Source organism: Photorhabdus machadonis (genome assembly GCF_052657765.1).
In genome coordinates, this window is the sequence record NZ_CP199761.1 from 1,868,066 (window position 1) to 1,881,871 (window position 13,806).

At 44.8% G+C, this 13,806-nt stretch carries 11 protein-coding genes; 9 read left to right on the forward strand and 2 right to left on the reverse strand.

Translation table 11 applies throughout. The annotated features are described in order from the left end of the window. Nucleotides 1-23 precede the first annotated feature (23 nt). The 3 genes from fadI to sixA all read left to right on the forward strand — a co-directional run bounded on the left by fadI (nt 24) and on the right by sixA (nt 4,368). A complete protein-coding gene (gene fadI, locus ACUN2T_RS09250; RefSeq protein WP_445497214.1) occupies nt 24-1,334 on the forward strand; it encodes an acetyl-CoA C-acyltransferase FadI in 1,311 nt (436 codons plus the stop codon). Next, a complete protein-coding gene (gene fadJ, locus ACUN2T_RS09255) occupies nt 1,334-3,517 on the forward strand; it encodes a fatty acid oxidation complex subunit alpha FadJ (RefSeq protein ID WP_445497215.1) in 2,184 nt (727 codons plus the stop codon). The genes fadI and fadJ overlap by 1 nt, the downstream gene beginning before the upstream one ends. Before the next feature lie 368 nt (nt 3,518-3,885). Beyond that, entirely contained in the window at nt 3,886-4,368 is a 483-nt protein-coding gene (sixA, locus tag ACUN2T_RS09260; protein ID WP_445497216.1) for a phosphohistidine phosphatase SixA, read from the forward strand. A 4-nt stretch (nt 4,369-4,372) separates the two neighbouring features. Here sixA and smrB read toward each other — a convergent pair whose 3' ends face one another. After that, nucleotides 4,373-4,915 (reverse strand): endonuclease SmrB, encoded by a 543-nt coding sequence (gene smrB, locus ACUN2T_RS09265; protein WP_445497839.1) that lies wholly within the window; start codon nt 4,913-4,915, stop codon nt 4,373-4,375. 237 nt (nt 4,916-5,152) lie between these two features. On the opposite strand from smrB, the gene hutI reads away from it, so the two are divergent. From hutI to hutC, 3 genes are all read left to right on the forward strand, one after another. Then, nucleotides 5,153-6,412, forward strand: a complete 1,260-nt coding sequence (hutI, locus tag ACUN2T_RS09270; protein WP_445497217.1) for an imidazolonepropionase — start codon at nt 5,153-5,155, stop codon at nt 6,410-6,412. Then, nucleotides 6,409-7,365, forward strand: a complete 957-nt coding sequence (gene hutG, locus ACUN2T_RS09275) for a formimidoylglutamase (RefSeq protein WP_445497218.1) — start codon at nt 6,409-6,411, stop codon at nt 7,363-7,365. Before hutI ends, hutG begins: the two co-directional genes overlap by 4 nt. A 106-nt stretch (nt 7,366-7,471) precedes the next feature. Next, complete coding sequence (hutC, locus tag ACUN2T_RS09280) at nt 7,472-8,203, forward strand: histidine utilization repressor (protein ID WP_445497219.1); 732 nt, start codon at nt 7,472-7,474, stop codon at nt 8,201-8,203. 278 nt (nt 8,204-8,481) lie between these two features. Here hutC and ACUN2T_RS09285 read toward each other — a convergent pair whose 3' ends face one another. Then, nucleotides 8,482-8,640: a hypothetical protein gene (locus ACUN2T_RS09285; RefSeq protein ID WP_445497220.1), complete on the reverse strand. Its 159-nt coding sequence runs from the start codon at nt 8,638-8,640 to the stop codon at nt 8,482-8,484. Nucleotides 8,641-8,902: 262 nt separating this feature from the next. Between ACUN2T_RS09285 and hutU the strand changes: the two genes are divergently transcribed. The 3 genes from hutU (at nt 8,903) to ACUN2T_RS09300 (ending at nt 13,612) form a co-directional block, all read left to right on the forward strand. Beyond that, entirely contained in the window at nt 8,903-10,582 is a 1,680-nt protein-coding gene (gene hutU, locus ACUN2T_RS09290; protein WP_445497221.1) for a urocanate hydratase, read from the forward strand. An 8-nt stretch (nt 10,583-10,590) separates the two neighbouring features. Then, nucleotides 10,591-12,135, forward strand: coding sequence for a histidine ammonia-lyase (gene hutH, locus ACUN2T_RS09295; RefSeq protein WP_445497222.1), 1,545 nt, complete (start codon nt 10,591-10,593; stop codon nt 12,133-12,135). 85 nt (nt 12,136-12,220) lie between these two features. Then, on the forward strand, nt 12,221-13,612 hold the full coding sequence (locus tag ACUN2T_RS09300; protein ID WP_445497223.1) for an amino acid permease: 1,392 nt from the start codon (nt 12,221-12,223) through the stop codon (nt 13,610-13,612). The last annotated feature ends 194 nt before the right edge of the window (nt 13,613-13,806 follow it).

Genomic DNA, 13,806 nt, shown 5'->3' on the forward strand with positions numbered 1-13,806 from the left:
ACGATAATCTTTCAGGAGCCGTTATGAGTCGTCCTTTAACAAAAGTGACACAGCAAGGTGATCGTATCGCTATTGTCAGCGGGCTACGAATTCCATTTGCTAAACAGGCAACATCGTATCACGGCATACCGGCTGTGGATTTGGGTAAATCAGTCGTCAGCGAATTGGTGACCAGGAGTGGTTTACCCCCTGAAAAGATTGATCAACTGGTGTTTGGGCAAGTAGTGCAAATGCCTGAAGCGCCAAATATTGCCCGTGAAATCGTTCTTGGTGCTGGGTTGAGTGTCAATACTGATGCTTACAGTGTATCCCGTGCATGTGCGACCAGCTTTCAGGCGATTGCCAATGTGGCTGAAAGCATTATGGCCGGCACGGTGAATATCGGAATTGCTGGTGGAGCGGATTCTTCTTCTGTACTGCCTATTGGCGTGACTAAATCCTTGGCTCGTACTCTTGTGGATATGAATAAGGCGAAAACCTTATCACAGCGTCTTAAGTTACTTAGCCGCCTTAAATTTCGTGATTTATTGCCTGTATCTCCGGCGGTAGCGGAATATTCCACAGGTCTGCGTATGGGAGATACCGCAGAACAAATGGCGAAGACTTACCGTATCAGCCGGGAAGATCAGGATGCATTGGCACACCGATCCCATGTTCTGGCAGCAAAAGCCTGGGAACAGGGATTGTTGGTTGATGAAGTCATGGCTGCTCATTTCCCGCCATACCGTGAAGCATTGCTTGAAGATAATAATATTCGTACAAATTCAGTATTAACTTCCTATGCGAAGCTGCGTCCGGCATTTGACCGCAAGTACGGTACTGTCACTGCCGCAAACAGTACACCGCTGACAGATGGCGCAGCGGCAGTCATATTGATGCGTGAATCAGTGGCAAAAGAGTTGGGAATGAAACCGCTTGGTTATCTACGTAGTTATGCATTCTCAGCAATTGATGTTTGGCAGGATATGTTACTGGGGCCGTCATACGCGACGCCAATAGCGCTCGATCGTGCAGGTATTACGCTGAAAGATCTGACTTTAATTGATATGCATGAAGCCTTTGCTGCTCAGACACTGGCAAACCTGAAAATGTTTGCCAGTGATGAATTTGCCCGTAATAAATTAGGGCGTGCTCAGGCAATTGGTGAAGTCGATATGGATAAATTTAATGTTTTGGGTGGGTCAATTGCTTATGGACATCCATTTGCAGCAACAGGCGCTCGTATGGTGACGCAGGTGTTGAATGCGTTGCGTCGTCGTGGCGGCGGATTAGGGTTAACGACTGCCTGTGCTGCTGGCGGGTTGGGCACAGCTATGGTATTGGAGGTGGAATAATGACTCAGTCTCAGCATGACGCTGCAACCATCACTGCGGATGCAAAACAGACAGCTGCTGTTTTCAGTTTTGATATAAGGCCGGACAAGATCGGTGTTATTACTATTGATGTTCCAGGAGAAAAGGTAAATACGCTGAAAGCAGAATTTGTTGATCAATTTCTGCATGTTTTCAAGCAGGCTCAACAATCTTCTAGCCTTAAAGGGTTAATTTTGATTTCTGGTAAGCCGGATACTTTTATTGCCGGTGCTGATATCTCCATGATCGCCGGGTGTAAAACCAAAGAAGAGGCACAAGCTCTGGCTGAAAAGGGCCAGAAATTGTTTTCTCAAATAGCCAATTACCCTTTGCCTGTTGTAGCGGCGATTCATGGTGCTTGTTTAGGGGGCGGTCTGGAACTGGCGCTTGCATGTCATTGGCGTATTTGTTCACTGGATGATAAAACCCGTCTTGGATTACCTGAAGTTCAACTTGGGTTATTACCGGGTTCAGGGGGTACTCAGCGGTTACCAAGATTAATTGGTGTCAGTTCAGCTCTGGATATCATTCTGACAGGCAAGCAATTACGGGCGAAACAGGCATTGCGGCTCGGTGTAGTGGACGACGCGGTGCCGTTGGATATTTTGCTGGAAGTCGCTGTTGAAAAAGTTAAAAAAGGCATTCCGGTGCGTAAACCTTTGCCATGGCAACAGCGATTGTTAGTTGGGCCGATGGGAAGATATTTTTTGTTTAATATTGTTCGCAAAAAGACGTTGGCGAAAACTCGTGGGCACTATCCGGCTCCTGAGCGAATTATTGCTGTTGTCAAAGAAGGTCTTGAGAAAGGTATGACCCAAGGTTTACGGGCTGAGGCAACGGCATTCGGTGAATTGGCGATGACACGGGAATCTGCCGCTTTACGTAATCTGTTTTTTGCTGCAACTTCACTGAAAAATGAAACGGGTTCATCAGAGAAACCAGCGAAAATAGAACGGGTTGGTATATTAGGTGGTGGTTTGATGGGAGGGGGAATTGCGAATGTAACAACCACCCGTGGCAAACTCCCGGTGCGTATTAAAGATATTAATGAAAAGGGTATTAGTCAGGTACTAAAGTACACTTGGGATTTATTGTCTAAACGGGTGAAGCAAAAACGATTACGCTCGGCAGAGCGTGCTCAACAGATGATGCTGATTTCGGGAACGACGGATTATCGTGGTTTCGAACAGACAGATATTGTTGTTGAGGCGGTATTTGAGGATTTATCACTGAAACAGCAAATGGTGGCGGAAATTGAAGCGAATACTAAACCAGAAACCGTATTTGCATCCAATACCTCTTCACTGCCTATCCATCAGATTGCAGAAAAAGCTCAACGACCAGAGCAGGTTATTGGTCTGCATTATTTTAGCCCAGTGGATAAAATGCCTTTGGTGGAAGTTATTCCACACAAAGGAACCAGTGAAAAAACGATTGCTACTGCGGTTGCTCTGGCAAAGAAACAGGGTAAAACCGCTATTGTGGTCGGTGATAAAGCCGGATTTTATGTGAACCGGATCCTTGTTCCTTATATCAGTGAAGCCGCGAATTGCCTGGTAGAAGGAGAACCGATTGATCATATAGATAAGGCTCTGGTTAATTTTGGTTTTCCGGTCGGGCCGATCAATTTATTAGATGAAGTCGGCATTGATGTTGGCACCAAAATTATGCCGATTCTGGTAGAGCAGCTAGGGCTGCGTTTTGCTGCACCTGAATCTCTTGATGCGGTACTGAAAGACGGTCGTAAGGGCAGGAAAAATGGCCGTGGCTTCTATTTATATACATCAGAGGCCAGAAAATTCTGGCAGTTTGGTAAGAGAAGCAAAAAGGTTGATAGCTCAGTTTATACTTTGCTGAATATAACACCTGAGTCGCGTATGATCTCTTCAGAAATTGCTCAGCGTTGTGTGATGCTGATGCTTAATGAAGCGGTTCGTTGCTTGGATGAAGGGATTATTAGAAGCCCGCGTGATGGTGATATTGGTGCGGTATTTGGCATTGGTTTTCCACCATTTTTTGGTGGTCCATTCCGCTATATCGATAGTTTGGGTTGTGTCAGAGTGGTGGAGATTTTACGCAGGCTGGAAAGTCAGCATGGAGATAGATTTGTCCCTTGTGATCACTTAGTGAAAATGGCTGAACAGAATAAAAATTTCTATCCGTAATAACCTATATACCCAATAGATTTCAAGATGCATCGCGACGGCAAGGGAGTGAATCCCCGGGAGCATAGCTAACTATGTGACCGGGGTGAGCGAGTGCAGCCAACAAAGAGGCAACTTGAAAGATGACGGGTATATTATATTTATGAAAAAATTGATCCCGGTGTCGTTTAGGCACCGGAATCATCTTTAATATTTTTGAATAAAAAAGATCTCTTTTAACATTTTATTTATTTTTGTTTTGAGTAGAATGCCTGCTGACCATACCTGAAATGTTTTTGTGATAACAGTTTTTATTGTATAACTTAGGTTAGCTTACTGATATTTATTATTAGTAAGCTAACTGCGCTAACTCATTTATACGGTGGATTATGCAAGTTTTTATTATGCGTCATGGCGACGCGGCTTTGGATGCAATCAGCGATGCAGCCCGGCAACTCACTCCTCGTGGCTGTAATGAATCACAAGAAATGGCTCGTTGGTTGGCCCGGCAGGAGCCTCAAATTGGTCTCGTATTGGTGAGTCCTTATATTCGCGCTGAACAGACGTTACAGGTTGTTCGCAAATCCTTATTATTACCGCCTGGTGAAGACGTGTTGCCAGGATTAACGCCATCAGGTGATGCTGCTACGGTTAGCAGTTATCTACAGGTTCTTGCTAAACAAGGATATAACGCTGTTTTGGTTGTCTCCCACTTACCGTTAGTCGGCTATTTGGTTGCTGAGTTATGTCCGGCAGAAACACCACCGATGTTTGCAACGTCTGCAATCACATGTGTGGATTTAGACAACCAAACTGGCAAAGGAACTCTTATCTGGCAGGTCAGTCCGTCACAATTGGCAACAAAGGCCTGATGATTCAGCGATATATGAGATCATCAAGTTCGACAAGTATCAATAATGCGGCGTTGCCACCCCATTCTTTCGGTGCTTGGTGGAAGGCGGTGATATCTGGGTGCTGGGCCAGCCATAGCGGGGTTTGCTGTTTGAGAATGTGTTTCCCGTGGCCGTGCATGACGCAGGCACAATAGACATGTTCACGGCGGCAAGCCGCGATCAACGCCCCAATTTCCTGCTTGGCTTGCATTTGAGTTAGTCCGTGTAAATCAAGAAACAGCTCTGGCGAATAGTCACCCCGGCGTAGTTTTTTCAGTTCATAATGGCTTGCGCCTTCCCGTACGTAGCGGGTAGGGCCTTCTGTATCAAGGTTGGGCTGAAATTCATCAGAAAAATAGTAGCTTGCATCAATTTGCTCTTGCTGTATTCGCTCGGGGGCAATATGGCTGGTCTTTTTTCTTTTGGGTGGATGTAAGACGGTATCCTGGTTTATGCGTCTGGTGCCTGCTACCGATTCTTTAAACAAGCTAATCTCTTCCTCGTTTAGGGAATATTTATTCTTCATCATTGCTCAGTTAAATCAAACTATTTTGTGACAAGTGTACTGCATCTTTTTAACGATTGTACCTGATTATATTAAATGAAACCTGATTTTACTTGGTTTGTGGTCTAAAAACACCGATAAGAAAGTGTATCTGGGAAGTCAGCAAAATAATTTGACAATTATTGTTGGTTGGAAAATAAATGTATATACAACCAAGAACCTGATTGATCAGGTACTGACCAATATAGGATGTTAATCATGGTAATAGAACTGCGTGATACTGATGTCATCTGGCGTAACGCAAGATTGGCAACAATGGACCCTTCTATCAATACAGCTTACGGATTATTGAAAGAACATGATCTTCTGGTGCGCAATGGCAAGATTTTAGCGATTTTGCCCACAGCAACATTACAGACAAGCTGCTGTCAGGTAATGGATGTCCAACAACGTCTGATTACCCCAGGTTTAATCGATTGCCATACCCACTTGGTTTTTGGTGGTAACCGGGCTTATGAATGGGAGCAGCGTTTAAACGGTATGTCTTATGCTGAACTCAGTGCTCAGGGAGGGGGTATTAATGCAACAGTTTCTGCGACTCGAACCAGTTCTCTTGAGCAACTTGAACATTCCGCACAGCAGCGTCTTGCTGCCTTTATGGCCGAAGGCGTGACGACTATTGAGATTAAATCGGGTTATGGATTAAATCTGGAAAACGAAGAAAAGCTGTTGCAGGTTGCACAAAACCTGGCGCAACATAATCCGATAGAAATTAGCTCAACATTGCTCGCCGCTCATACTTGCCCGCCTGAGTATAAGCATAACCCTGATGCCTATATAAATCTGATTTGTGAAGTTATTTTGCCGCAGCTTTGGAAGAAAAAGCTGTTCGAAGCCGTAGATGTTTTTTGTGAAAGCGTGGGGTTTAATCTGACACAAACCGAACGGCTCTTTCAGGAGGCAGAGCGCTGGAATATTCCAGTAAAAGGACATGTGGAACAACTATCCAATTTAGGTGGGAGTGAACTGGTTGCTCGTTATCATGGCCTTTCCGTTGATCACATTGAATATCTGGATCAGGCAGGCGTGGAGGCGCTCAGCCGCAGTGGTACAGTTGCTGTTCTGCTTCCTGGTGCTTTCTACTTTTTGCAGGAAACACAACGGCCACCTGTCGATTTATTACGACGATTTAATGTACCGATAGCAATATCTACAGATTTTAATCCTGGAACCAGCCCGTTTGCTTCTCTGCGTATGGCGATGAACATGGCATGTGTCCAATTTGGGCTGACTCCTGAAGAGGCGTGGTTAGGTGTAACCCGACATGCAGCACGTGCATTAGGTCGGGAAAAGAGTCACGGACAGCTGCGTGCAGGTGCTTACGCCGATTTTATTGTCTGGGATGCAGAAAATCCTGTTGATATATTCTATGAGTTTGGACATAACCAACTGAATACTCGAGTATTTCGTGGAACTATTACACATTCCAATACACAGCAGATAAGGAACAGCAAATGAATTTATGGCATGCCACTTCACCGACTATTTGGCAAGGACGAAATGATTTATCAGAAGCGGAGAATGCACTACGGCTTTTTCAAACAGTTAAATTGTCCCCGTATTTTACGCCGGAAGAATTTCCTCACTCTATTGCGTTGTTGGGGTTTGAATGTGATGAAGGGGTAAAACTCAATCAGGGTAGGCCAGGTGCTAATCAAGGCCCTGATTATTTGCGTCAGGCATTGGCCAATATGGCTAGCCATAAAGGGCATGACAGATTAGTGGACTTGGGAAGTATTCGCGCTAATCCCAATCAACTGAGTGAGGCTCAACAAGCCCTGGCTGATGCAATTACTCAATGCCAGCATCAGAATGTGCGTACCCTGGTGTTGGGTGGTGGACATGAAACCGCTTTTGCTCATGGTGTTGGGATTTATGATGCTTTCCCACATCAACGCATAGGTATTATTAACTTCGATGCTCATCTCGACTTACGGCGATCGCCCCAGCCGACTTCCGGCACACCCTTTCGTCAACTTGCTGAATATTGTCAGCAACACCAACGCCAGTTTCACTATACTTGTGTTGGCGCAAGTTTGGCATCTAATACCCAGGCATTGGTAGATGAAGCAAACCGCTTAAACGTTACGGTTATCTGGGATAATCAATGTCGTGAAGCCATGCTGGACAAAGTGCAGCGACAGATACAAGATACACTCCAGCAAGTTGATTTGATTTATATGACAATCGATCTTGATGTATTGCCTGCTTATCAGATGCCGGCAGTTTCTGCGCCGGCGGCACTGGGGCTACCATTGGAGCGTCTTCTGCAATTGATTCAGCCAATCTGTCAGAGTGGTAAATTACAGGCGGCTGATTTGGTAGAACTCAATCCAACATTTGATATTCAAGGGATCGGGGGAAAGGCAGCAGCACGCCTTGCCTGGCAATTAGCACATTGGTGGTATTGATTATCCAAAATAACAATACTATTGTGCGGTTTTATTTGGCAAAAATAGCCTGATAAAGTGAATGTAATTAATCACTTAACATTTTTATAGCAGCAAGGAATTTATTGTGACGACACACTTATCAGGACCATTTGCCAAACCTGTTCCTCTGTATGCCAGAGTGAAACAGTCCATCATCGAAAAAATCTATACCGGTGAATGGAAATCAAATGATCGTGTTCCATCAGAAGCTGAGTTAGTCAAACAGTTTAACTGTAGCCGTATGACTGCCAACCGTGCGTTACGTGAGTTGACCGCTGAAGGGCTATTAGTGCGGCTACAAGGGGTGGGATCGTTTGTTGCTGAACCGAAAGGGCAATCCGCACTGTTTGAAATTCACAGCATTGCGGATGAGATCTCAGCCCGTTTTCATCAACATCGTTGTAAAATAGTCAAATTATCAGAGCTAAATGCTGACGTAAAACAGGCTGTTGAATTGGATATTGTCGCGGGTACGCCGATTTACCAGTCGATTATTATCCATTATGAAAACGATATCCCTGTTCAGATAGAAGATCGTTACGTCAATGCTCAAGCGGTTCCTGATTATTTGCAACAGGACTTCACAAAACTTACGCCACATGATTATTTGTCAATCATTGCACCGTTAATAGAAGGTGAGCACATCGTGGAAGCCATTGCCGGCGATCCCCGATCCTGCAAATTGCTGCAAATTGAATCGGGTGCCCCTTGTTTATTAATCAGCCGCCGAACGTGGTCGGCTCATTACACGGTTTCCAGTGCCAGGCTGTTATTTCCCGGTAATCGGTATAAATTGAAAGGGTGTTTCAGCTCATAGTCACTGTTTTTAAAAGAAAACTATTGTATCTGCTATGGATCAACGGGCTCACGGAAAAGGCAAAGCAGGAAAATTTGATACAACCACAGTATCAACCCCAAATTTTCTCAGATGCTGGGCAAAAAAATCGGGTGATAGGGTAATGGGTAATGACCATCGATATTTCATCTTCGGTTCTGATATCGTCAAAAACTTCTTTTATTCCCTCAATCCACGGCGAAGCATGCAAAACGTCCGCAACATCATCTTCCTGCAAGTTTGACCCTAAGAGTTGTCATTCAGTAGTAAACCTTTTGGTATCTATCTCTCTTTTCAGAAAACTGCTTTTCCAGCAGGTGAAGTTCTGTCAGGTAATTCATCGTACGGGCAATTTCCAGACTTGCAGTGGTTCCTCTTAGAAGAGTGCCGCCCATATCAAAAACATGTAATATTTTCATAATAAACCTAAATAAATTTTCCTTATGTAAATTATATTTTTGTAAAATTAATGTAAATAATTTGTGATTATAAACACAAAAATAACAAAAACATTACTCCTTGATAATCAGAAAGAAACAATATTAATATATTGATTTATAAGGAAATAAATATAATAAACGCGTAAATATATTATTTTTGCTAACGGTTTGATCTATTGAATATACATGTATATACAACTATACATTTAACAAATATCTAAAGAGCAAAAGGAGCCAGACCGTGACCGACCAGAATAATAAATTTCGTAATGTCGATATTCGGGCACCCAGAGGGACGCAGCTCACAGCCAAAAGCTGGTTAACCGAAGCGCCTCTGCGCATGTTAATGAATAATCTTGATCCAGAAGTCGCTGAAAACGCTCATGAACTGGTGGTATATGGGGGCATTGGCCGGGCTGCCAGAAACTGGGAATGTTATGACAAAATTGTCGAAACACTGAAAAAGTTGGAAGACGATGAAACGCTGTTAATTCAATCGGGTAAACCGGTTGGGGTGTTTAAAACGCATAAAAATGCACCACGGGTACTCATTGCGAATTCGAATCTGATACCGCATTGGGCTACTTGGGAACACTTCAACGAGCTGGATGCCAAAGGGTTGGCTATGTACGGTCAAATGACGGCGGGTAGCTGGATCTACATTGGTAGCCAAGGGATTGTCCAAGGCACCTATGAAACGTTCGTGGAAGCTGGCCGTCAGCATTATAACGGTAATTTACAGGGGCGTTGGGTGTTAACTGCCGGTTTAGGTGGTATGGGAGGAGCGCAACCGCTGGCTGCAACACTGGCCGGAGCATGTTCTCTGAATATTGAATGTCAGCAAAGCAGGATCGATTTCCGCCTGCGTACTCGTTATATCGATGAACAAGCTAAGGATCTGGACGACGCACTGGCCCGGATCGAAAAATACACTCAGGAAGGTAAAGCCATCTCTATCGCATTGTGCGGCAATGCTGCTGAAATTTTGCCAGAATTAGTTCGTCGTGGTGTGCGCCCGGATTTGGTCACTGATCAGACAAGCGCACATGATCCTCTCAACGGTTATCTGCCGAAGAACTGGCGCTGGGAAGAATATCGCCAGCGTGTGATTTCAGAGCCAGCGGATGTTATCCAAGCAGCAAAATCTTCAATGGCGGAGCATGTTAAGGCGATGTTGTCTTTTCAGAAACAGGGAATTCCTGTTTTTGATTACGGCAATAATATTCGTCAAATGGCGTATGAAGTCGGCATAGAAAATGCCTTCGATTTCCCTGGTTTTGTTCCTGCCTATATTCGTCCGTTATTTTGTCGTGGTATCGGTCCTTTCCGTTGGGTAGCACTTTCTGGCGATCCACAGGATATCTACAAAACTGACGCCAAAGTTAAAGAATTGCTCCCCGATAATAAACATTTACATCGCTGGCTGGATATGGCCAGAGAACGCATCAGTTTTCAGGGATTACCTGCCCGTATCTGCTGGGTTGGTTTAGGCGAACGCGCCAAACTGGGATTAGCTTTTAACGAAATGGTACGCAGTGGTGAGCTTTCTGCGCCGATTGTTATTGGGCGTGACCATCTGGATTCCGGTTCTGTCGCCAGCCCAAACCGGGAAACCGAATCCATGTGTGATGGTTCTGATGCCGTTTCGGACTGGCCGTTGTTGAATGCCTTACTTAACACCGCTAGCGGCGCGACCTGGGTTTCTCTGCATCATGGTGGCGGTGTCGGAATGGGCTTCTCACAACATGCCGGTATGGTGATCGTTTGTGATGGAACTGATGAAGCCGCAGAACGTATAGCCCGGGTACTGCACAACGATCCGGCTACTGGAGTTATGCGTCATGCCGATGCGGGTTATGAAATCGCTACTCATTGTGCCAAAGAGCACGGATTAGATTTGCCTATGATCAATACAAAATAAGGAAAATTATGAAACAGTTAACTATTTATCCAGGCAAATTGACCCTTGATGAACTGCGTCAGGTTTATCTGCAACCCATAAAAATAACTCTGGATAGCCAGACGTTTCCAGCTGTTGAACACAGCGTGGCATGTGTTAATGCTATTCTTGCTGAAAAACGCATCGCGTATGGAATTAATACCGGATTCGGACTATTAGCCAGTACTCGGATTGAGGAAAATAATTTAGAAAAACTGCAACATTCGCTTGTCGTGTCTCATGCCGCCGGAATAGGTGCAGCGCTGGACGATAACATGACCCGGTTGATCATGATATTGAAAATCAACAGTCTCTCCCGTGGTTACTCAGGTATTCGTCTGGAAGTTATTCAGGCGTTGGTCGCTTTAGTCAATGCGGAGGTTTATCCCTGTATTCCTTGTAAAGGATCTGTCGGCGCATCTGGTGATTTAGCACCGTTGGCACATATGAGTCTGTTACTACTTGGGGAAGGGCAGGCGCGTTATCAGGGCGAATGGTTGCCAGCCAAAGAAGCGCTGGCAAAAGCTAATTTACAACCTATCACATTGGCGGCCAAAGAGGGTTTAGCGTTGCTTAATGGAACTCAAGTCTCCACAGCTTTTGCATTGCGTGGATTATTTGAGGCAGAAGACCTGTTGGCGGCAGCAATAGTTTGTGGCTCTTTATCCGTAGAGGCGGCATTGGGTTCCCGCAAACCATTTGATGCCCGCGTGCATGAGGTTCGTGGGCAACAGGGGCAGATTGACGTAGCCGCATTGTATCGTCATGTATTGGAAGAGAGCAGTGAACTATCGGATTCTCATATAGATTGTCCCAAGGTGCAGGATCCCTATTCATTGCGTTGTCAGCCACAGGTCATGGGGGCTTGCCTGACTCAGCTCCGCCATGCCGCCGATGTTATTCTGACTGAAGCTAATGCTGTATCTGATAATCCATTGGTATTTGCTGAACAGGGTGAAGTGATTTCTGGCGGTAATTTTCATGCTGAACCCGTTGCAATGGCATCTGATAACCTGGCGCTGGCATTAGCAGAAATCGGCGCATTGTCAGAACGACGTATTGCATTATTGATGGATTCACATATGTCACAGCTTCCGCCTTTTCTGGTTGAGAACGGTGGTGTGAATTCCGGTTTTATGATTGCACAAGTGACGGCAGCGGCCCTTGCCAGTGAAAATAAAGCGTTTGCCCATCCCGCGAGTGTTGACAGTTTACCGACTTCGGCCAATCAGGAAGATCATGTATCAATGGCACCGGCTGCTGGGCGTCGTTTGTGGGAGATGGCAGAAAATACCCGGGGTATTCTGGCAATTGAGTGGTTATCCGCCTGTCAGGGAATAGACTTCCGAAATGGCCTGAAAAGCAGCCCGATTCTGGAAAAAGCGCGTCATATTTTGCGGGAAAAGGTAGATTATTACGATCAGGATCGTTTTTTTGCGCCAGATATTGCTGCTGCGGTACAACTATTGGCCGGGCAACATCTTTCCTCACTACTCCCTGCTGGGCAGATATTACAGACTAAAAGTCATCGTTAAATAAACCGAGGGCCGGCTTCTGTCCGGCCTGATTGTTGTCGTTATCTTTCATAAAACCCAATAATAAAAGATAAGAGGGTAAATCATGCAAGCCACATTACACCTAGAACGAGGACTCAACGCTCGCCATATTCGGTTTATGGCGTTGGGTTCTGCGATTGGCACCGGTCTTTTTTATGGTTCTGCTGAAGCAATAAAAATGGCAGGTCCGGCGGTATTATTAGCTTACTTAGTGGGCGGTGCCGCTGTCTTTATGGTCATGCGCGCTCTGGGAGAAATGGCGGTCCACAAACCGGACGCCGGTTCTTTTGCCAGTTACGCCCATCAATATTTAGGCCCGTTACCAGGGTTTATTACGGGCTGGACTTACACTTTCGAAATGATAATAGTCTGTTTGGCTGATGTAACGGCTTTCGGTATTTATATGGGGCTATGGTATCCGGAAGTGCCGCGTTGGATATGGGTACTCAGCATTATTTTCATCATTGGCGCGTTGAATCTTTGTAAAGTCAAGGTATTTGGCGAAATGGAATTCTGGCTGTCAATTCTGAAAGTTGCGGCGATCAGTGCCATGATTATTGCTGGAGCTGGCATTATTTTGTTTGGTTTTAGCGGCCATTTTCAGGCAACAGGCGTTCAAAATCTGTGGCAACACGGCGGATTTATGCCTAATGGATTTGGCGGTATTATTGAATCTCTGGCCGTTGTTATGTTTGCTTTCGGTGGTATTGAAATCATTGGTATTACATCAAGTGAAGCTAAAAATCCGGCGAAAATGATCCCGCAAGCGATCAATTCTATCCCGTTTCGTATCCTGCTATTTTATGTACTGACTATTTTTGTATTAATGGCAATTTACCCTTGGAGTAGCATCGGCCAGGAAGGCAGCCCATTTGTCGCAATATTTCAGGGACTGGGAATTAATTCGGCGGCAAATATTCTGAATATTATCGTGATCACGGCGGCCATTTCAGCTATTAACAGCGATATTTTTGGTGCAGGCCGGATGATGTACGGTATGGCGGAGAAAGGATTAGCGCATAAAAAATTTATGAAACTAAGTCGTAACGGCGTGCCTTGGGTGACTGTTATGGTGATGACATTGGCATTGCTGTGTGCTGTCGTCCTGAATTACTTACTCCCTAAACAGGTGTTTGTCATCATTGCTTCGATTGCCACTTTTGCCACGGTATGGGTTTGGTTAATGATTTTGCTTTCTCAGTTTGCTATGCGCAGAAAGATGTCACCGGAAGAAGCACAAAAATTACAATTTCCAGTACCGATGTGGCCTGTTGCACCGATTCTGACTATCGTGTTTATGATATTTATTATTGCCGTTCTGAGTTACTTCCCAGCGACACGAATTGCGTTCTATGTGGGAGGCGTATGGATCCTGCTGTTAACAGTGGCCTATTATTTATGGATTCGAAACCATGTCATCATTGTTAACACTCAGTCTGTTAACGAGAAAACATAATTAAATATATAGAAGCCGTCTTGTTGTTGATTGAAAGACGGTTTTCACAGAAAATTGGTCAAAAATCTGTAATAAAACACTGGCACCATCCTTTTATTGTAATTAGCCTGATATGAAAGCTGATTTGTCTCAGTGATCGTGGCAAATTATTGTAATTAGCCTGATATGAAAGCTGATTTGTCTCAGTGATCGTG